Genomic DNA, 20,395 nt, shown 5'->3' with positions numbered 1-20,395 from the left:
CGGTGCGGCTGGACCACGAGCGCCCCAGCCGAAGTCGGTAAACCGTTGACGACACCGTGTTTTGTTCGATGCCCGCGACTGCTGCGACGACGCATCAAGCGGCATCAGCAGACCCCACACCCTGTGACACGCTTGCGCTAGTGCGCTGTTCCGGCCCCGGCTCCCATCTGCGTGGCGGGTCAAGGTAGATCGCCCGTCGCCGACGGGCCGCTCCGTCGTCAGCCCCCGCGCAGCAGGACCGCCGGCAACGCGACCAGGCCGAGCAGGACGATGATCGCCAACACCGTCAGCGCCACGCGCAGGGGCTCGGTGCGCAGCACTGTCCGGAAGGTTTCTGCGGTGCCGTCGCGTACGGCCGCCTCGTGCTCGGCGCGTACGCGGTCGCGGCGTTTGGCCTGGTATTCGGCCATCAGGCGCTTGGCCTCCGGAACGTCCTCGTTGTCCTTGACGTAGATCCCGCCCGCCGAGATGCCCCACATGCTCGGCGGCGTTTCGTAATACGGGATCCGCGCCTGATCGAGCATCGCGCGCACGTCATCGGCCTCGTCTTCGAGGACGTTGCGCAGGTTGAGCAGGAGTTTGGCCATGACGGGATGATAGCCGCCGGCACCCGCCGCGGCGTCGTGTTCCTGCGGGCGCCACGAAGCGGCCAGAAACGATTGCACCGACGGCGCGGATCGCGCTGACTTTGAAACACACGGCCCCACTTTACGGGGCCATGTGGAGACGGGCCGAACAGATCGGGCATGCCCAACCCGGGTCGCCCGCAGCTTTACGCGGGATCGCCGGTGAGCACCGGCGATGCCGAGCCCGACAGCCGATCAGCAGGCGCCGCCTGTCTGGCGGATCGCGGCCGTCAGCGCCAGCAGCTCGCGGCCCAGCGCCGACGTCATGCAGCGGGTCAGGATCGACTTGCGCACGCGCGTGTCGATGGTCCTGAGCTTCGAACATGCTTTCGACGTGTTGCCGGACTCGTACGCGTCGAGCACCTGCTCGAACTTCAGCGCCAGACTTTTCGCGGTGCCAGGCTTGATCGCGCCAGACCTCATCCCGCGATCCAGAAGCACCACGGCTTCCTCGACCAGCTCGGCAACCGTGGGAGCTTCAGCCGGGTCCAGTGCGACGAGAAAATTGGTCCAGCCGGCCGACGTATTGATGTGCACCACGTGGTCGTGGCCCAACAGCTGGCCGACCGGAAGCGCATCGCTCTGCAGCATGTCCGGCGTCTCGTTCGGAGCGGCCGTTTCGCTGATGATGTTGTATTCCAGCGCGTTCACCACCAGTCCCTGCAGCGTATCCGGCCGCACGATCGCGGCGGTGCGGATGCTGATCTGGTCGTTCTGCGAGCGGGTGTTGTCGAACGTCTGCACGACCGAGCCGGCGCCCTTCCCGCCAGCGACGTCGAGACCGCTCGCGGGCAACGAAACGCCAAGGTGGGCGGTTGCGCCGGCGTAATAGCCACTGCGAGGGTCGTTCGCGAAGGAGTCCGGCACGGAGGTATCGAGCCGGTAGGACACTACGACCGGATCGCCCACCTTGATGGCGGAGGTCTGGGGGCCGACCACATGCTTGACCACGCCGCGGTAGACGTGGGTCGGGGTTTCCTGAGCATGGAGCGGTTGGCCGGCGAGCGCGATCGCGAGCGCACCGAGAGTAAGCATTGGACGGACCATATGACCTCCTTGGGGGCGAGGGATATCCGCTTCCTACCGAGGGCGACGGAGTGTCGCCAAGCGACGCGCGTCGCCTTGCCGGCGAGGCCGAGGCAACGTGCATTCGCAATGCGGAAGCCGCTCCAAATATCGTCCAAGTACCGGGCCCGATGTACGACCCCGCGCGTTCCATTTCGGAAACCTAGAGCTTGAAGGTGGCCGCTATCGGCAGCCGCCATTGCCCACGCGTCGCGGATTACGCGACCGCTTCGGAGTCAGAGCGATACCGCCAGACGCTGCGGTTATCGCAGCGCTGGGCCAGTCACCGCGCCAGCAGCCGCTCCATCTCCGCGTCCTTTTCGTGCCAAAGCCCGTTCATCCACTGCTGGAAGCGGACGCGGAACGCGCGGTCGTTCTGGTAGTCGCCGCCGAGCAGCTCATCGGGGATCGCACGCTGGCGTACGTGGATGCGCACCTCTGCAACGCGGCCCGCGAGCAGGTCTGCCAGCGAAGGGCGTCCGCCGGGGTACACGATGGTCGCGTCGAGGATCGCGTGCAGCCCCTCACCCATCGCATCGAGCACGAACGCCACGCCGCCCGCCTTGGGCTTGAGCAGATGCCGGTAACTGCTGCCCTGCCTGGCATGCTTGGCCGGCGTGAAACGCGTGCCCTCGACGAAGTTCACGATTGTCACCGGGATGGCGCGGAACTTCTCGCAGGCACGCCGCGTGGCGATGATGTCGCGGCCCGCCAGCTCCGGGCGGCGCGCGATCTGCTTCGGCGTGTAGCGACCCATGAACGGGAAATCCAGCGCCCACCACGCCATCCCGAGCAATGGCACCCAGAACAGCTGCCGCTTGAGGAAAAAGCGCATGAACGGTATACGCCGATTGAACACCTTCTGCAGCACCACGATGTCCACCCAGCTCTGGTGATTCGCCAGCATCAGGTAATGGCCATCCGTCTTCAGCGCCGCATCCATCTGCACCTCGACGCGCGTGCCGGTGAACCGGTCCACCGCCCAGCTGTTCACCCCGATCCAGCTTTCCGCCAGCCCGGTCAGCATCGGATCGCTGGCCCTGCGCAGCCGATCGGACGGCAGTACCGCTTTCAGCAATGAAACGATCAACAGCGGCACGACGTGCAGCACGGTGCTGAGTGCGATCAGCAGGGAAATCAGGGACAGGCGGATCAGGGCCATGGAATGCCGGACGCTTGAACAGGCGCCTATTGTGCCGGCGATGTCGCGCGGGCAGATGCACTGCGGTTGGAAGCGAACCGGAAGCCGTCGTCGCTGAGCGATGGCCGAAACAGGTGGTCAGCTCTCCGGGGCTGCCGAGTTGCGGCGCGACCCAACCCAGGCAAGAGGGATTGGCCCCGCCCCTGCCGCGTCGGGGCCTTCCGGGCGCTTTCACTTTCCTTTAACATCTCAGTCGCCCGGTGGGGACCGGGTGTAATCAATCACAGGGGAATTCAGTGAAGAAGCAGATCATGCTTGCCGTCAGCCTCGCGCTGGCAGGCCTTTCCGCGCCGGCGTTCGCAGACGGCAGCGGGTTTATTCGTGTCGAGGCCGGCCGCGCGGATGTCGACATCCGCGCCGATGGCATTGGCAACGGCAGCGACGACGACACGGCGTTCGGTGTTCGCGGTGGCTACTGGTTCAATCCGAACATCGCGGTCGAAGGTTTCTACTCGCGTTACTACAGCGCCTCGTACAACGACGGTTTCGACACGTACGACGTGAAGCTCCACGGCGTCGGCGTTGGTCTGGTTGCGAAAAAGAACTTCGGTGGCAACCACACCGGCTTCTTCGTCGGCGGCCGCGCAGGCGTTGCCCGCGGCGTGGCGACGGTCGAGTTCGACGGTTCCTTGGAAGATGCGGAAGCTAGCTCGGCGAAGCCGTACTTCGGCGTGAGCGCAGGGTATGACTTCAGCGAGACGTTCGGTCTCAGCGTCAACTACGACCGCCTGAAGAGCGGCGGCGACGGGGTGGACGTGACCGCGGAAACGCTGACGCTTGGTGCAGAACTGCGCTTCTGATCGGTTTTGGTTATGTACATGGAGAGGCCGCCGAAAGGCGGCCTTTCTTTTGGGCGGCCCGACGCCAGCAGGTGCAGCTGATCCGGCGCTGCACGCAGCGGCGCGCCAGATGGAGCCACTGCGTGCCGCCAACCACGTGTCCGGTGAACACAAAGGGCGCTCGCACGCAGCCCCCTCTGTCTGCGCGCTCACGCCGTAGCTGCTGTGCCCCTCACGCAACCGGCTCTTCACGGAATGCTGCTTCGCCCGGGTCGTAGAGACGGCACCAGCACTCGGGCTGCGATGCCCCGCTGCGCTCGTGTAACAGGAAGCGACGACACGGCTCGCGCGATGCCGTGATTACACTCACGCGATGCATGACACGCGCGGCGCGGACATCGGCACCTGCGACACCACCCGCACAAGCCTGCCGCCGGTAGCGGACGACCGCCAGCTCCTGCGCGGCATCCTCGTCCGCGACATGCGGCGGGATCTGCGCCGCCACCTGCGGCCGATGCTGGCCTGGTACCTGCTGTTTACCGCATTCGCGACGGTAGCGGCGGCGCCACTGACCACCTGGTCGCTCGCCGCGTCGCTGCACTGGGTCGAACGGCCACTCGCGGGAGACGTGGACGGGCTGGTCGACAACCTGCTCGCGCTTGCGTGGCTGACGCTGGCAGGCGGGCTTGCATGGTTTGTGGTGCTGCTGCAGCAGGCTGGCATGCTGCTGGTGTCGGCGAGCCGCGGCTGCCGCTATCGCATCGCGGCGATGGCGCTGCTGGGCGTCATGCGGCGCGCCGGGCCACTCGCTACGCTTGCAGGCGCGCAGGTGCTCGCCCACGCGATGCTGGCGCTGCCCTGGCTTGCAATCGGCGCCGCGCTCTACGAAGCATTGCTGGGCGGCTACGACCCGTACTACGTGGTCATCGCCCGGCCGCCCGCGCTGTGTTGGTTTCTGGCCGCGTTCCTGCCGGTGCTGGTCGCCGGCTTGTTCCTGCACGCAAGGCTCTACTTCCGCTGGCTGCTGGCCACTCCCGCACTGGTGCTGGAAGGCCTGGCGCCGGCGGCGGCGCTGGTACGCAGTCGCTCGCTGACGCACGGCCGCCGTCGGCGCGTCGCGGTGCTGGTCGTCGGCGTCGCGCTTACGGTCGCGGCGTTACCGCTGATCGTTACCGAGTTCTACGGCCGCGCGGCCACGCCGCTTCTGGATGGCCTGCCGCCGCATCGCCTGCTGGTCAGCACGGGCATGGCGGCCTACCTCACGCTCTATGCCGGCACCGCGCTGGGCGTGCTGTTCGTCGGCACCACAGTCAACGCACTGCTGGTACGGGCGCTGTTCCACCGTTTCGGGGGCGGCCTGACTGCACTCACGCTAGACGCCGTTCCATCTCGCCCCGGCCGCTTCATCTGGGCAGCCGAGGCGGTCTTCCTGATCGTGGCGCTCACGCAGGCGACGCTCGCGGTGTCGAGCATGAACCTGCGCCGCGAGGTCACCGTCACCGCGCACCGCGGGGCATCGGCGGTGGCCCCGGAAAACACGCTTGCTGCATTCCGCGCCGCGGTCGACGCCGGCGCCGATGCGATCGAACTCGACGTCCGGCTGAGCGCCGACGGGGCTCCGGTGGTCGTCCACGATCGGGACTTCCTGCGCATCGCCGGGGATTCGCGGGCGGTCGGTGAAACGTCGTTAGCGGCAATACGGAAGATCGACGCGGGCCTCCGGTTCGACCCCGCATTTGCAGGCGAGCGCATTCCGACCCTGGCCGAGGCGCTCGCCTTCATCGACCGCCGCGCACTGACACTGATCGAGCTCAAGCCCGACGGGGGCAATGCCGATCAACTGCTCGCGGCCACGCTTCGCGAAATCGAGCGCGGCGGCTACGAGGACGTGGTCATGCTGGCGTCGTTGTCGCCCGAGCTTGTGCGGGCCGCCCGCGCCGCGGCCCCGACCATGCGGCTGGTGCTGTTCGCAAACGCCGCGCTGCCCGGCGCAACGCGGCGCACGGACTTCGACATGCTGGGCCTGAACCATGTCGCGCTCGACTCCGAAGCGGTGGCGGCCGCGCGGCAGCACGGGTACCGACTACAGGTGTGGACGGTCAACGACCCTGCCCTCATGGCGCGCTATATGGACCTGGGCGTGGACGACATTTCAACCGACCGGCCAGCCGAGGCCGTCAGGGTGCGTGCCGAGCGCGCGGCGTTGACCGACGTCGAACTGCTGCTCGCGCGGCTTCGCAGCTGGTTCCGTCGCCACCAGCTAACGGCGACGCCGCATCAGCTGGCCCGGTAGCCGCGCTGCGGGAGAAGCGCTGCTGCGCTCGAGCAGGCGGGCGGTCCGTCACTCCGAATAGCTTCGTCCGTGCGCGGTCGGGCTTCCGAAAGACCGAGCGCCTCGAATCAGCTGCGCCACATCGCGGCAATCCCGCAACCCCGTGATCTCGCGAGCGTAGATGCGGTTGCGGTCGAGCGTCGCGCCCGTCTCTCAGGAAACACCGATTGACACCGGGCATCCCGTCAGTCCCGTGGGTGCGACGCGTAATACGCCGCCTTGTCCTCATACATGCGCCGGTCGGCAAGTTTCATGACCGCGGCGGGGTCGGTTTCGCGCGAGTCGGCGATGCCGATGCTGAATCGCAGCGGCAGCTCCAACGCGACACCGTCGCCCGAGTGGCAGTTGACGGTGGTGGTGCGCACGGTTTCCGCAAGGCGGCGCAGGAAATGCCCCGCTTCCTCGGCGGTCGTTGCGGGACACAGCACGATGAACTCGTCGCCGCCCATCCGCGCAACCAGATCGGTGGCGCGACACGTTGTGCGCAGCGCATCGGCGGCGGCCATGATCAGGCGGTCACCTGCCTCGTGCCCGTACACATCGTTGGCGCGCTTGAGCCCGTTGATGTCGACCACGGCGAGGCAGAAATCGGCGCCGGGCTGGCGGCGCTTGAGATCGATCACCTGGGTCAGCCGTTCGTCCAGCCTGGCACGGTTGGCAAGGCCGGTAAGTCCATCGGTGTTCGCTAGTTCGGTCAGCCGCTGCGTCAGGCCGTAGTTCGAGAGCGCAGCCCCGAGCTGCTGGAGGAACAACGTCACCACGCCGCGTTCGACTTCAGTAACGCGGTGATCGCGGCGCAGGACGAACACGGCTTCCAGCAGGCCCGCATCCACCGGAATCCGATGGAAGTCGTAGTCCGGCGCCGGGTTGCTGCTGCCGGCCGCGCCAGCCGCGCGGTAGCCGCTCGTCGCGACATGGCTGATGAGCTGCGCCGAGACGATTTTCGCGGTCAGCTTCAGCACGCGCGCCTGTTCGGCCTCGTCCATACCCTCGAAGGTCACGTGGTACGTCAGGCCGGGCCGCTGCGACGAGCGCACGATCACCCCTCGCCCCGCGCCCTCGGGCAGCAACGGTTGCAGATGCTGCAGCCACCCTGCGACCAGCTCGTCCCACCCGTCGGCATTGGCCATCGCCATCCCGGCCTCGGCAAGCCCCTGGAACAGCAACCCCTTGCGGTCGACCTCGTGCTTGGCGCGCATGAGCAGACGGTTCTGCGCGTAGAACACCGACGCGACCATCATCAGGTAGACGAACAGGGTCAGCAGGCCAAGATAGGTGCCGAGGCCGCTTGGCAGCGGCTCGAAACGCAAGCCGATCAGGCCAACCGCGACCGCGCAACCGCCCGCGAACATGGCCGCGCTGCGGGCCAGGCCCCGCGTACCAAAGTAGACGGTGTTGTTCATGCACACGGCCGTGGCCAGGCAGAAACCGAGGCCGAGGTTGAAGCCGATCGTCGCCACGAAGGTCGCGAGCACGAACGCGTCGATCAGCAAGCCGCGCAGCGCCGCTGCTTTTTTATCCGCAGCCAGGCACGACCACAGGTGAACCAGCTGTGGGTAAAGCAGGAATACGCCTGCCGCATAGGCGAGCTGCGCAGCTGAAATCGCGCGCTCGTAAAACAGAACGGCAGACGCCGCGAACGCAAGCGCGAAGCCAGCGGTGCGCGGGAAGTAGTAGATCTGTGCGAGGCGGTGGGGCGCTGGGAGCTTCACGGGCCTCGTTCGGCGCGATGGTCGTGCGGAAGGTCGCGGGACCGATCACAGTGGTTTATCGCGCCTACTCCGACAGTGCAATACCGCGAACAGGCCACGGCGATCTCGGGATGGGCCTTTCACATAGGCGAAGGTCGCTGCAGGCGAGCCCGTGCAGCCCCGTGCGCTGGCCCCTTGCGCGGACTGCTGCGACAACGCGGCCTCGCCGCGCGATGTGCGCGACGGTGCCAGTGCCAACACCGGGCGCGATCGCGGCCACGAGCAGCCGGCGGCCTTCCCCGCGCGCGGGATCTGCTACGTTTTCTACCTTGGCCGAGAGCCGTATCGCGGGATACCTGCATGTCGATCCGACGCCTGATGCTTGCCCTGTCGCTGCTCGCGGCCGCGGTCTGCGCCCAAGCACAGCCGTTAGTCGTGCAGGCCGGGAAACTGCTCGACCGGCCGGAGGCACCGCCGCGCGGTCCCGCTACGCTGCTGGTCAAAGACGGTGTCATTACCGAGGTGCGCGACGGCCACCATGGCCCCGAGGCGTTCAACGCCGCCGGCGCGCGCTTGGTCGATCTGCGCGAGCACTTCGTGCTGCCGGGCCTGATCGACAGCCACGTTCACCTGACCAGCGATGTCGGCGGCATTGCCGGCCAGCTGGCGGAAGTGCAGCGAAGCCCAGCCGACAATGCACTGGAAGCCGCGGTCAATGCCCGCAAGACGCTCGCGGCGGGGTTCACCACCGTACGCAATCTGGGTGACGGCGACGGCGAAATCCGCGCACTGCGTGATGCCATCAATGCCGGCAAGCTGCCCGGCCCGCGCATCCTGACCGCCAACTCGTCGATCTCGGCGACCGCCGGCCACGGCGACCCCACGCTCGGGTATCGCGAAGAACTGCACGCCGCGGTCGACACCGGTGGCAACGTCTGCGACGGCGTCGATAGTTGTCGCAAAGCGGTCCGCCGACAGATCGCCCAGGGCGCCGACGTGATCAAGCTGTCGATCACCGGCGGCGTCAACAGTCGCATCAGCGCCGGGCTGGGCGCACAGATGTTCGAAGACGAAGCCCGCGCCGTGGTCGACACGGCACACCTGTACGGCAAGAAAGTAGCGGTGCACGCGCACGGCCCCGACGGCATCAACCTCGCGCTGCGCCTGGGGGTGGACTCGATCGAGCACGGCACGCTGCTCGACGCCGACGGCCTCAAGCTTTTTCGCGAAAGTGGCGCGTACTACGTACCGACGCTCTCCACCGTCAACGGCTACCTCGAACGCCTCGAGGCCAACCCTGGCGCCTATACCGGCGAGGTGCTGGAGAAGGTGCAGTGGCGCATCGGCATTACGGGCAAGGCGCTGCAACGCGCAGTGCCCGCCGGCGTGAAGATCGCCTTCGGCACCGATGCCGGCGTCAGCCTGCATGGCCGCAACGCGGACGAGTTCGGCCTGATGGTCAAGCACGGCATGACGCCGACCCAGGCGATCGTCGCCGCCACCCGCAACGCGGCCGACCTGCTCGGTCTTGGTGACAAGATCGGCAGCCTCGAACCCGGCAAACAGGCTGACCTGATCGCGGTTCGCGGCAATCCGCTGGAGGACGTCGGCGTACTCAAGCAGGTGGAGCTTGTGATGAAAGGCGGCGAGGTGGTCGAGCGGTAGCAAGCAGAGCCCCCTCACCTGCCCGGCGCGACGCGAATGTCGCCGCGACGTGTCAGAGAGACTCAGCCGCCCCCCCGGCCGCACAGCTGAGATCCGCGCCCTAGCGAAAGGGCTGCATGCCTCGCTTTTCCATGCCACCTGTCGGCGCCTTTTTCACGCGACTGGAAGGCCGCTTGGTCGATCGCGACGCCCGGCCGTAGGCGTGGCCTCAGGCGCGACCGCACGCAACACACCCAGCTCGCTGCCTGAAGAACGGTGACCCGGCGTCGCGACCTTCGCATGCGGAAGGTCCGACCACCCGCCTTATCGATCGACCGGATCTGTACCGCTGGTGGGCCGCTGATCCGCAACAGCGCATGACTCAGTTCGAAGCGACCTTCTGGAACGGCAACTCGTGCAGCGAATCCGGCCCGATCGCCAGCCCCGTTATCCGGCCGCCGTCGTCGCGCTTGAACGCGACCAGCAGGCCGTCCAAGTTCGGCACGCCGGCGGCTTCGAACACATCGTGTGCGCGGGGCTCCAGTGTTGCTGTGATGTGCGAGAGGCCGCGTACGGTCAACGTCAATCCATCATCTAGGCGGGCCACGTCAAACCCGCCCAGCAGCTCGTCGCCGGTGAATCGACCCCGGAACTCGTGGAGTTGCGCCTGCACCGGCTTCCAGTCGGCCAGCCTCACCCACTCCGACACGGCTTATGGGTCTCCGTCAATGCACCAGTCTGCCCATTGGCCTCGCAGATGGCGTTCCGCCCCTCGGTGCAGCACGCAAGATCAAGTGTGCGCGCACTCGCCCACTTGGATTGCGTCGCACGGCGGCACCTCTACTTTGCTCGGATCACACAGCACGACGCTGAGCGGCGGCTCGCGCCCGCCGGTCAGCGCGAGTTCCGTCCCCGGCGGAGCATCGCCCAGGATCAGCTGCAGCAACGCTGGGTAGTAGTCGTCGCCCATGTCGGCGCGCAGCTCGTCCTCTCGGTGCCACCAGACGTCGCCCTGGTCGGCGAGATCGCGCCCGGTCAAATCGTTACGTAGTGAGCGCAGGCCGGCGGGCTCCGCATGCGGCACACGGATGCGCAGCACCAGCAGCGCGTCGCCTTGGGCGCCATCGCATCCACGCAACCGCAGTTCGCCGTCGAACCGATCGGTGAGGGTCCGCCAGTCGCGTACCGGCGTAAGCGCAGGGAGCGCCGTGAGCAGACCGCTCGCGGCCTCCCGTGTCGCGTGCTCGACCGCAGGCAGCAACTGCATGGACGGCGTGAGGTCGCCGGGCGCGAACAGATCGCCGACACCGAGCGCGATCGGCACTGCGCGCGGATTGAATGCCGCGCGTGCGTCGCGCAGCGCGTCGAGGTCGGCCTGGGGCAGCCCGGCATCGGCCGCGTGTGGCACCTCCCGCCCGCCTGCGAAGTAGGTAATCGACGCGTCGCCATCGGCCGTAATGCGTGCGACCGTGCCGGCGCACTTGCGCTTGCGTAGCCACGCCGCGGCCGCTGCGCCGAGATCGCCCTTGACCAGCGTGGGACTGTCGAGAAAGACCTCGGCGGCCCAGGGCCCCGCAGGCGCGTCCCCTTCGCGCTCCTCGGGCGCCTCGAGACCGAAGGCTTCACGCATCGCCGAGCGCTCGTCGGACGGCGCGACGATGGCGGTAAATCCGGTCTGTCCCAGCGTTTCGGCCAGCTTGGCAAGCGGCTCGACGAAGCCGTGCCAGTTCCACGCCTCACACTGGTTCGAAAGCAGCGCCAGGGCCATCGGGTCGCCCGCCCGCGGCGGCGGCTCGATGTGCGCCAGCATGCGTGCGGCCGCCGCCGAGTCGCCCACCCCCTTGGCATCGCGGCCGAACGTCATTCCCCGACGCGCCGGGCTGTCTTCCACCCGCACCACTGTATCGGCAGCGTGCTTGCGCTCCGCCCACGCGCCGCTCGTCGGTTCCGGCAGACGCTCGCTGAAGACGTGGCACGCATTGACGAGTGCGGATGCCGTAGCGCCCTTCCCGGGCCGCGCCGGCTTCCCAGGCAGTTTGTCGCCCGACTCGGCCAGCACGGCGTTGACCGCAGCGAGTGCGGGTTTCGGCGGCGCCTCGCCGGCCAGCAGCGCGGCGGCAACTTCGTCGAGCTGCGCCCACAGCGCACCCGCATCTGGCGGTTGGATCTCTCGCGCCCCGGCGATACCGAACGCCTTGAAGAACCCAGCGACCGAGATACGCGGCGCGCCGAGCTCGCGCTCGATTGTGGCGAAGTCCGGTTGGACGGCCGCCCCGTCGAACAATCTGCGCAACCGCGTAAGCACGCCCGGATCGCGGCCCGCGACCAGTGGGACGAGCCGTACTGACCACGACGCGTCCACCGTCGGCGCCATGCCTGGCCCGGGGCTGGCAATGCGCTCGATCATCAGCGCCTCGCCCCAGGTGACCAGCATGACGTAGTCGCCACCGTACGCCTCGGCAAACGCATGCAGCGCATTGCGCTCGCTCGCCCCGTACGCGAAGACGTTGAATTCCCAAGGCGAGCCGGCATTGCACAGGTACCCCAGCGCCCCCCCGCGTTTGAGCTTGCCCGCCGGAATGGCGCGAAGCGCATCGCCGCGGTATTGCACCAGATTGTCGAGGCCCGGCGCGGGCGTCAGGCCCAGCGCCTGCGAGGCCACCAGCGTGTCGACGACGGGCACCGGACCGCTGCAGCCGCCGCCTACGTAGCCGTCGAGCAACGTCTTGGCCCATTTGCACGCGTTGCGGCTGACCCCGTGCTGCCCCGACCCCGAGCCGAAATACATCGTGCCGTTCGGCAGCCGCGAACGCAGGCGGCGCGGCACACGCGCACGCTGCTCGGCTGGCAGCCGCTCACGTAGGCTGTCCCAGTGCCCGCTGAGGGCGCTTGACCATTGCTTCAAATCGCAGAACCAAGCGCGGTCCGCCTCGGCGGGAATCGGGGTGGCGGGCGCAAGCAGGAAAGCGAGAGAGGCCATGGCGTCCAAGCGGGCGGAAGGTGTGTTCGCCACTCTAGCGATGACGCGCCTAGTGACCCGCTCCGTTCGGAGGGCGAACGGAACCGCAGGTCGGAAGCGCGGCCGCATGCGATGGCGCAGAGGCGACTGTCTGTTTGCCCGTCGCCCCGGCTCCTGCCTGTGCAAGCCGCCGGTGAGAAGGAGGAAGAATCCTGACGCAATGCGGAACTGGCTGCTTGGGACCCGGGGATCACCTGCCCCCGCGGTGCCGTGCTGCGACACACCTTCTTTGCCCTCATCTGGCGAGCGCGCCCTGCCTCCGGACAGGACCTCCCGGCCTCGCCAGTGCCCACGGGTCCGGACGGATTCAGCACATCCGTCCCGTTGCGCTTCCGATAAGTTAGGGGGCGAAGCGCACGACGCGCTGTGCCACCCATCCCGCCCCAGGATCCCGTTGATGACCCGACCGCGCTCTCTGCCCCCTTCTTCGCGCGACGCACGCCTCCTGCGCCTGCGCCCGTCTTCCCTGCTCGCCGCGATGCTGGCCGCATCGATCGCGCCGGCGACGGCCCAGGTCAGCATCGTCAACCCGGGCGCACCGGGTGCCCCTGCGCGCGAGCTGTCGGCCGATGACGCGGTGAAGATTGCCGCGTCGCGCTATTCGGCGGCGGACGTGCAGTTCATGCGCCACATGATCCCGCATCATCAGCAGGCGCTGGACATGGCCGCGCTGGTTGGCAAGCGCACCAACTCACCGGCGGTGATCGAAGCGGCTGGCCGCATCGAGGCTTCGCAGCGCGACGAGATCGGCTTCATGCAGCAGTGGCTCGCCGCACGTGGCGAGAGCGCGGCGGGTCCGCAGGCGCCCGCGGGCACGCACGCGTCGCACTCAGCGGCGGCTCACGGCGCGCACGGCGACGCGGCGCTCCAGATGTTCGGCATGGCCACGCCCGAGCAGATGGCGGCGCTGGCGAAGGCCGAAGGCCGGGAGTTCGACCGGCAGTTCCTGCAGCTGATGATCAGCCACCACGGCGGTGCGCTGAAGATGGTCGAGGAACTGCTGGAGCAATCAGGTTCGGCATACGACCCGACGCTGCTCGAGTTCGTCAACGACGTCGCCAACGACCAGGCCGCTGAGATCGAGCGCATGACCACGCTGCTCGCCGCGGTCAGCCCTGATCCGCGCACCGGCCTGAAAGCGGGCTTCCGTGACGCAGGAACCGCCATCGAGAATCTGCGACTGGTGGCTTCGCTACCGAAGCCGCCGGGCTTCTTCGATCCGGAAAATCCGGCGGGCCTGCCGCTGGAGCCGGTCGACGACAAGAAGAAGAAAAAGGAAGAGAAGAAGGACGCCAAGGCGCTCGCGGAAGAGCAGCGCGACAAGGCGTTCAAGCGTTTCAAGGGCGAGTCCAGTGACAAAGGCCGAGGCGCGCTACTCAGTTTTTCGAACACGGATATGGCGTTCTCGGGGGACGTGCTCGTGGTCGGCAACTACCACGGTTTCAACGCCTATCGCCTCGGCGCGGATGGCGTGCCGACGCTGGTCAGCTCGGTGGTCTGCCCGGGTGGCCAGGGTGACGTGTCCATCGTCGGCAATCTGCTGCTGATGTCGGTCGAGGAAACCCGCGGCCGGCTGGACTGCGGCCTGCAGGGCGTCACCGAAGACGTCTCGAAGGAGCGCTTCCGCGGCCTGCGCGTGTTCGACATCAGCGACCTGGCGCGGCCGAAGCAGGTCGCGGCCGTGCAGACCTGCCGCGGCTCGCACACCCATTCGATCGTATCGAGCGACGACAAGCGCATCGTCGTCTACAACTCCGGCACCAGCTCGGTCCGCAAGCAGGAAGAACTCGAACGCTGCGTCGACGAGCTGCCCGGCGATACGCGCACCGCGCTCTTCCGCATCGATGTCATCGAAATTCCGGTGGCGGATCCGTCGAAAGCGCGGGTCGTCGACAGCCCGGCGGTGTTCGCTGACCCGAAGACCGGCACGCTTGCCGGCCTGTGGCGCGGTGGCGACCACGGCGACGGCACCCAGAAGACCAGCAAGACCGATCACTGCCACGACATCACCGTGTTTCCTGCGAAGAAGATCGCGGCCGGCGCCTGCTCGGGCAACGGCATCCTGTTCGACATCACCAACCCGCTCAAGCCCAAGCGCATCGACGCGGTCACCGATCCGGGTTTCGCGTACTGGCACTCGGCAACGTTCAACAACGACGGCACCAAGGTGATCTTCACCGACGAATGGGGCGGCGGCGGTCGGCCACGCTGCCGTGCGTCGGACCCGCGCAACTACGGTGCGGATGCGATCTACGACATCGTCGACGGCAAGCTGGTGTTCCGCAGCTACTTCAAGATCCCCGCGCCCCAGGCGGTAACCGAGAACTGCGTCGCGCACAACGGCTCGGTGGTGCCGGTGCCGGGGCGCGACGTGTTCGTGCAGGCCTGGTACCAGGGCGGGCTGTCGGTGATCGATTTCACCGACTCGTCCAACCCGGTCGAGATCGCGTTCTTCGATCGCGGCCCGACCAACCCCGACAAGCTGGTCACTGGCGGCTTCTGGTCGACGTATTTCTACGACGGCCGCATCTACGGCTCGGAGATTACGCGCGGGCTGGACGTGCTGACGCTGGAACCCAGCAAGTTCATCACCGCGAACGAGATTTCCGCCGCTGCGCTCGCGAAAGCCGACCCGGTATTCAACCCGCAGCAGCAGTTCGCAATGACGTGGCCCGATGCGCCGGTGGTGGCGTTGGCGTACGTCGATCAGCTGTCGCGTAACGGAGCACTCGATGCCGGGTTGGAGTCCCAGCTGCGCGAAACGTTGACGGCTGCACGGACCGCGCTGGATCAGGCAGGCCCGGCTGGCGACAGGGACGCACTTGCCCGCCGCTTGGGTGCGCTGGCCGGATCGGTTGCGGCCGCCCGTGACGCCGCCGGACGCAACGCTGAGCGCCGGGATGCGCTGTCGCAGACTTTGAAGGCGCTTGCGTCAAAGTTGCAATAACCGCTCGGGCACAGGGGCTCAGAGTGCGGCGAGGCGAGAAGGATCGCTTCGACTCGAGCACTCCGCTCCCTTTGCGCCGCCCGGAATGCAAAAGGCTCCCGCAGAGAGCGGGAGCCGACGTGGTAACAGGCGGATCGATGAAGTATCGATCCATCGGAATCGCAGCGCCCGGCCGCGCCGGACGCTGCGCGCTACGTCAAAGCTGATTCAGTGGAATTGCGATGTCGACCGGCGTATTTTCGCCCGCGAACGCACCCAGGGAAGACGCTTTGCCCGTAAGCAGATTCACTTTGTAGAAGCGGGTAGCACCGCCGCTGGACCGCAGTGCGGCGTAGCCTCTATTCCCGACCGTAACGCCGTTGCGGATCTTGCTGTACACGTCGAAGCCAACGCAGCTTGCGGCGTCGAAACCGAGCTTTCCGGTTGCTGCCAGCAGACCGGCGTTCGCAGGCGACTGCAACGCGACCTGGTCGAGCTTGAAGTCGATGTCGAACAGGTTGGTGGACGTCGACGCGTTGAGGTCATTGTTGGTGTAACCGGCCCCGGCGATGCCGCGAGCATCCGCGTCGGCGGTGTAACTCAGGCGGCCGTCGACGATGGTGACGCCGCCCGGATTGACGTCGTGGCGCAGGTTCTGGCCGGTATCGCTCACCACTCGCAGTCGATCAGCCGCGGGATTGAAATCGACCCCGAACTGGCGGCCTTCCAGCGCGACGGTGAGCTGGCTGACCTTGGTCGCCGCAGCAGTGCTCGTGCTGATCACGTAGATGCCCCCGGCATTGCCCACGCCATACAGCTTGCCGTTCTGCACGCGATAGTCGATGCCGACGAGCTTGCGGTCGCCGCTGAGTCCGCGGACATAGCCGATATTCGATGCGCTGGCCGGTTGCCGCTCGTAAAAACGGATCAGTCGCTGATCCGACGTCAGACCGATGACTTTCAGCCCCGTATGGCTTTGCGTTGAAGGCGCATCACCGGCGGCAACGGCGGTGACGGGCGCGAATGCCGTCGCGACGCCGATGGCGATCGCTGCGGACAACGAAAGCAGGTTATATCTGGAAGTCATGGGATCATCTCCGAAAAAATTTGATTGACAGAGGGGGACGGGTAACACCTACGGGACGAATGTGGCCGCGGTGTCGCATCGGCGGACGCCGCGTGGATCCCTTGCTGGACTGCCCAAGGCCGGATCCCTTCACTTGAGCGCAGCGGAAATTTGCAGTCGCGATGTGATGCCGATGACAAGTTCCACATGCTTTTCGATGACGTGCGCGCAGGCCCGAAGATGCTGAGCGTCACGTGCGGTGCGCGCTTTTCTTGTTTTTATGCGCGTCCCGTTTATCCCCATAGCGGCGTTCTTACCGACACCCGTAAAAGTGTTTCAAAAAATTTACGGGCCCGGTTAACTCGACCAATTCGTCGCCTCTGCCCGCGTGGCTGATGCGTGCGCAAGGCGATGCGCCTGGTCTACTCACATATCGAGGTTCGTTCGGACGCTGCCGCATCGATGACGCATTCGTGGGCGTGTCTTTTGAATCACCTCAATCAGAGCGTTGCGGCTTCACAAGGTCGAGATCCAATTCGGCAGTGCGAGGAGCGAGGCGAGGCCCCATTCGTTTACGAGGGACAACGGAGCTCTAGCCTCCGGTGGTTGCGGTAGACGCGAGCCGCGCAATCAACCCCTCGCCGGCCGTGTGCTGCCGTGTGATCGAGCACCGTGCGAATGGCGCGGCAACGCCCCTTCCCTCACTTCACCCGCTCACCGGTCGCAACCCGCACGGTGTCGCGGCCCGGCGATTCGGCGTCGAGCATCAGACGCCACCGCCCGCCGTCGCGCTGCAGGCGCAGCCTGCGATACCTGACCAGATAGACGAGCGCCACGCCTGCCGCCGCGAGTCCCGAGAGTGCCCCGACGCTGAGTGCCCAGCGCGGGCCGAAGCGGTCCGCTATCCAGCCCACGAACGGGGCGCCGATCGGCGTGCCGCCCATGGCCACTGCTATGCGTAGCGCGAGCACGCGGCCGCGCATAGCGCGCTCGGTGGTCAGCTGCACCATCGAGGTGCTGGCCGTCATGAATGTCAGCGCGGCAAGTCCGACGAACACGAGCACGACCCCGAACGACCACGGGCTGGGCATCACCGCCGCGACCGCGGTCGCGACGCCGAACGCCGCCGCCGAGCCCCCCATCAGCACCATGCCGGGCATCGGCCGGCGCGCCGACAGCAGTGCGCCGCTCATCGTCCCCAAGGCCATTGCCGAGGTAAGCAGGCCGTACTGGCTCGCATCCCCGTCAAACACCGTAACCGACATCGTCGAGACGAAGATCGCGAAGTTGAAGCCGAACGTGCTGATCAACGCCAGCATCACCATCACCGCGACGAGGTCCGGCCGCTGCCACACATAGCGGAAGCCCGCCAGCATGCTGCCGCGCGTGTGCTCGGGCCGCGGCTCAGCATGCAGCTCGTGCGCCCGCAGGCAGAGGATGGAGACCAGCACGGCCGCATACGAAGCCGCATTGACCATGAACAACCAGCCCTCGCCCACCGCCGCGATCAACAGGCCGGCCACCGCGGGCCCGATCATGCGCGCCGCGTTGAACGATGTGGAATTCAACGCGACGGCGTTTGCCAGGTGCTCGTCACTGACGATGTTCGACACGAACGCCTGCCGCGCGGGCGCATCGAACGCGGTGACGCAGCCGAGCCCGAACGCGAAGGCATATACATGCCAGAGCTGCACCACACCCATCAGCGTGACCAGGCCCAGCCCCAGCGCCAGTAAGCCGGCGGCCGCCTGCGTCCAGAACAGCAGCTTGCGGCGGTCCAGGTGATCGGCCACCCAACCGGTCAGCGGCAGCAGCAGCAACGGAGGCCCGAACTGCAGTGCCATCACCGTGCCCACCGCCGTCGCGCTGTGATCGGTCAGTTGGGTCAGCACCAGCCAGTCCTGCCCGACGCGCTGCATCCACGTGCCCACGTTGGACACGAGTGCGCCGCCGGCCCAGACGCGGTAGTTGTAGATCGAGAGGGAGGAGAACGTGCGACTCACTGAGCGCGGGAGCCTAGCCGAGTCCGCCTTTCGGCTGGGTCAACGCCCACGCCAGCGCCGCGAAGTGTCGCGCGGGTGGTGGGCGATCAGCCTCCCGCTGCGCGAACGGGCCGGCACCCTGCCCGCGGGGCGACGTGTTGCTCCAGGAAGTCCTCGACGCGGTCGAAATGCTTCGCCACGGCCACGTGCCCACCGTCCACCACGAGCAACTCGCTCGCGTGGGCGAACCCTGCGCGCTCCAGTCGGTCGACCATTCGGCGCGACATGCGAACCGAAGGCCACATCTCATCATCGCGCGCCGCCACCAGCAGGATGGGCCCCGCGATGCGTTCCACCGGGATCGCCGCCGCAGCGGCCGCGTCGTTGGCCAATGCCCGCTCCATCACGGCGTGGATGTTGCCGCCGATCAGGTCGGGCGTGGCCGACCACGGAATCGGTGCGAACGGTAGCGGCTGCCCGCGGTACGACCACGAGGATGTGTTCATCGCATCCGTGTGCGCGGGAAAGATGGTGTCGCCGGGAGCCATCGCAACGACCGCATCGATAGTCGGGTCATGCGCGGCCAGCGCCAGCGCAAGCTCCGCGCCTTTCGAACCGCCCATGAGGATGACGCAGTCGCCGTCGACCGCCGGGTCGGCCTGGGCCTCGCGGATCGCCTTCTGCACACCCTCGAGCGCGATGCGGTCCAGATCCCGCGGGGTATTGGGCAACCCGAAGTACCCGAGCGCCAGCAGCGCATAGCCCTGCTGCTGGAAGCGATCGCGTTGCGGCTGCCAGTACTCGCGCGTCCAGCTGTTGCCGCCTTCGGCGCCACCCAACCCGACCAGCAGGGGTCGCGGCGGCCCAGGCGGCGCGTACAGCCGCGCGTCGACCTGGCCATGGCGCGCCGGGAGCGTGCTGGTATCGAAGCTGTACACCCGCCACACCACCCAGGCGGCGCCGGCGAGCAGCAGCACCAGCGCGCCGCCGATGCTCCAAAGCAGAATCTTCAGTAAAGACGGAAATGCGCGTGCGGTCATGTCGGGGCGCCTGGGTCGAGTGAATCGGGAGTAACGAATCGCGGGCTTCGGGCTATTCGTCTTCGGTACCGGTCCAGAAAAAGACCTGGTCCACGCCGAGGCCGAACGCTCGCGCCAGCCGCATCGCCAGTTCCAGCGACGGCGCATAGCGACCGCCCTCGATGGCGATGATGGTTTGACGGGTGACGCCCACGCGCCGCGCCAGCGCCTCCTGCGACAACTCGCCGTGCTCGAAGCGCAGCCGGCGCAGGTGGTTGCCGACCGGCAGAGCGGTCATGGGGCGGGGTCCGACCCGGACGCCGCGGCGTCGAGTGCGTATGCACGCAGCCGCGCGATCGCATCGACGAGCACGCTGGCGATGATGGCCAGGATCAACGCATGCGCGATCGTCGGGCGCGATAAACGGCTGACCCAGCCTTCGTGCACGAAGCCCAGCACTCCGATCTGCACCGCCAGCGCGAGCAGCAGGCCGTAATGCGCCGCGCGCAGCCCCTGCACGGCAATCGTGCGGTCGCGTTCGTCGGCGCGCGGCGTTGGGTCGCGCACGATCCAGTAGGCAAGCAACGCGCCACCGACGAGTGTCCAGCTATCCCGGCCCAGCGCGTGGACGACCGGCGTGTGCATCCCCAGCGTCGGGCCGATGCGATACAGCGTGGCGAACAGGTGCGTCGCCACCACGGCATTGGCGGCCAGCGACACCCAGAGCATGCGTTCCGGCGAGCCCGGCGCGGCGTCCGCCAGTAGCCCCCAGCGCCGACGCGCTGCAAACGCGACGCCGACCATCAGCAGGGCGCCGAAGATACCCGGCGGGACAGGCCACAAGGCCGCGCCGGAGGCCAGCACCACGCCGAGGGCGAGCGCCGCGACGACCACGGCGAGAATACGAAGCATATGTCTGGTTAACCGTACATTGTGTACGGTGCAGCGTACACCTCGAATTGAACATACCGCAAGCGTAAAGGTGCCGTGCCGGTCTGCCTGGCACCGGCCCGCCCCGGGGACACCGCGGTGCGCACCGTCGCTT

General features: G+C 67.3%; 15 protein-coding genes. 4 read left to right on the top strand and 11 right to left on the bottom strand.

What is annotated here, in order from left to right; all coding sequences use genetic code 11:
- Positions 1–218: 218 nt before the first annotated feature.
- The 3 genes from ACFFGH_RS16115 to yihG form a co-directional block, all read right to left on the bottom strand.
- Entirely contained in the window at positions 219–587 is a 369-nt protein-coding gene (locus tag ACFFGH_RS16115; protein ID WP_386670267.1) for a DUF6164 family protein, read from the bottom strand.
- Between the two features lie 234 nt (positions 588–821).
- On the bottom strand, positions 822–1,661 hold the full coding sequence (locus ACFFGH_RS16110) for a hypothetical protein (RefSeq protein WP_386670047.1): 840 nt from the start codon (positions 1,659–1,661) through the stop codon (positions 822–824).
- Between the two features lie 313 nt (positions 1,662–1,974).
- Positions 1,975–2,853, bottom strand: a complete 879-nt coding sequence (gene yihG, locus ACFFGH_RS16105) for a 1-acylglycerol-3-phosphate O-acyltransferase, YihG family (protein ID WP_386670045.1) — start codon at positions 2,851–2,853, stop codon at positions 1,975–1,977.
- A gap of 275 nt (positions 2,854–3,128) precedes the next feature.
- On the opposite strand from yihG, the gene ACFFGH_RS16100 reads away from it, so the two are divergent.
- Together ACFFGH_RS16100 and ACFFGH_RS16095 are read left to right on the top strand one after the other, a co-directional pair.
- Positions 3,129–3,692, top strand: coding sequence for a porin family protein (locus ACFFGH_RS16100; protein ID WP_386670042.1), 564 nt, complete (start codon positions 3,129–3,131; stop codon positions 3,690–3,692).
- 352 nt (positions 3,693–4,044) lie between these two features.
- The gene (locus tag ACFFGH_RS16095; RefSeq protein ID WP_386670040.1) at positions 4,045–5,964 is read left to right on the top strand and encodes a glycerophosphodiester phosphodiesterase family protein; all 1,920 of its coding nucleotides are present in this window, start codon (positions 4,045–4,047) and stop codon (positions 5,962–5,964) included.
- 224 nt (positions 5,965–6,188) lie between these two features.
- On the opposite strand, the gene ACFFGH_RS16090 is transcribed toward ACFFGH_RS16095, so the two are convergent.
- The gene (locus tag ACFFGH_RS16090; protein WP_386670039.1) at positions 6,189–7,715 is read right to left on the bottom strand and encodes a diguanylate cyclase domain-containing protein; all 1,527 of its coding nucleotides are present in this window, start codon (positions 7,713–7,715) and stop codon (positions 6,189–6,191) included.
- A 339-nt stretch (positions 7,716–8,054) separates the two neighbouring features.
- Here ACFFGH_RS16090 and ACFFGH_RS16085 point away from each other — a divergent pair, with 339 nt between their 5' ends.
- Entirely contained in the window at positions 8,055–9,359 is a 1,305-nt protein-coding gene (locus tag ACFFGH_RS16085; protein ID WP_386670036.1) for a metal-dependent hydrolase family protein, read from the top strand.
- A 361-nt stretch (positions 9,360–9,720) separates the two neighbouring features.
- Here the strand turns inward: ACFFGH_RS16085 and ACFFGH_RS16080 are convergent, their stop codons facing one another.
- The gene (locus ACFFGH_RS16080) at positions 9,721–10,047 is read right to left on the bottom strand and encodes a hypothetical protein (protein WP_386670033.1); all 327 of its coding nucleotides are present in this window, start codon (positions 10,045–10,047) and stop codon (positions 9,721–9,723) included.
- An 81-nt stretch (positions 10,048–10,128) separates the two neighbouring features.
- Entirely contained in the window at positions 10,129–12,327 is a 2,199-nt protein-coding gene (locus ACFFGH_RS16075; protein WP_386670031.1) for a hypothetical protein, read from the bottom strand.
- Positions 12,328–12,754: 427 nt separating this feature from the next.
- Between ACFFGH_RS16075 and ACFFGH_RS16070 the strand changes: the two genes are divergently transcribed.
- Positions 12,755–15,304 (top strand): DUF305 domain-containing protein, encoded by a 2,550-nt coding sequence (locus ACFFGH_RS16070; RefSeq protein WP_386670030.1) that lies wholly within the window; start codon positions 12,755–12,757, stop codon positions 15,302–15,304.
- Between the two features lie 196 nt (positions 15,305–15,500).
- On the opposite strand, the gene ACFFGH_RS16065 is transcribed toward ACFFGH_RS16070, so the two are convergent.
- From ACFFGH_RS16065 to ACFFGH_RS16045, 5 genes are all read right to left on the bottom strand, one after another.
- A complete protein-coding gene (locus ACFFGH_RS16065) occupies positions 15,501–16,343 on the bottom strand; it encodes a DUF4394 domain-containing protein (RefSeq protein WP_386670027.1) in 843 nt (280 codons plus the stop codon).
- A gap of 707 nt (positions 16,344–17,050) precedes the next feature.
- Positions 17,051–18,352: an MFS transporter gene (locus tag ACFFGH_RS16060; RefSeq protein WP_386670024.1), complete on the bottom strand. Its 1,302-nt coding sequence runs from the start codon at positions 18,350–18,352 to the stop codon at positions 17,051–17,053.
- A gap of 86 nt (positions 18,353–18,438) precedes the next feature.
- Positions 18,439–19,371, bottom strand: coding sequence for an alpha/beta hydrolase family protein (locus tag ACFFGH_RS16055; RefSeq protein WP_386670022.1), 933 nt, complete (start codon positions 19,369–19,371; stop codon positions 18,439–18,441).
- A gap of 52 nt (positions 19,372–19,423) precedes the next feature.
- The gene (locus ACFFGH_RS16050; protein ID WP_386670020.1) at positions 19,424–19,648 is read right to left on the bottom strand and encodes a helix-turn-helix transcriptional regulator; all 225 of its coding nucleotides are present in this window, start codon (positions 19,646–19,648) and stop codon (positions 19,424–19,426) included.
- On the bottom strand, positions 19,645–20,244 hold the full coding sequence (locus ACFFGH_RS16045) for a hypothetical protein (RefSeq protein WP_386670018.1): 600 nt from the start codon (positions 20,242–20,244) through the stop codon (positions 19,645–19,647). Before ACFFGH_RS16045 ends, ACFFGH_RS16050 begins: the two co-directional genes overlap by 4 nt.
- Positions 20,245–20,395: the final 151 nt, after the last annotated feature.

The organism is Lysobacter korlensis, from assembly GCF_042434515.1.
This window is presented reverse-complemented; position numbering and strand designations above follow the sequence as displayed.

Excerpts from the sequence above, each read along its gene's own strand:
- ACFFGH_RS16050 (WP_386670020.1), bottom strand. The coding sequence starts at position 19,648 with ATGACCGCTCTGCCGGTCGGCAACCACCTGCGCCGGCTGCGCTTCGAG.
- ACFFGH_RS16055 (WP_386670022.1), bottom strand. The coding sequence starts at position 19,371 with ATGACCGCACGCGCATTTCCGTCTTTACTGAAGATTCTGCTTTGGAGC.
- ACFFGH_RS16115 (WP_386670267.1), bottom strand. The coding sequence starts at position 587 with ATGGCCAAACTCCTGCTCAACCTGCGCAACGTCCTCGAAGACGAGGCC.
- ACFFGH_RS16070 (WP_386670030.1), top strand. The coding sequence starts at position 12,755 with ATGACCCGACCGCGCTCTCTGCCCCCTTCTTCGCGCGACGCACGCCTC.
- ACFFGH_RS16110 (WP_386670047.1), bottom strand. The coding sequence starts at position 1,661 with ATGCTTACTCTCGGTGCGCTCGCGATCGCGCTCGCCGGCCAACCGCTC.
- ACFFGH_RS16085 (WP_386670036.1), top strand. The coding sequence starts at position 8,055 with ATGTCGATCCGACGCCTGATGCTTGCCCTGTCGCTGCTCGCGGCCGCG.
- yihG (WP_386670045.1), bottom strand. The coding sequence starts at position 2,853 with ATGGCCCTGATCCGCCTGTCCCTGATTTCCCTGCTGATCGCACTCAGC.
- ACFFGH_RS16095 (WP_386670040.1), top strand. The coding sequence starts at position 4,045 with ATGCATGACACGCGCGGCGCGGACATCGGCACCTGCGACACCACCCGC.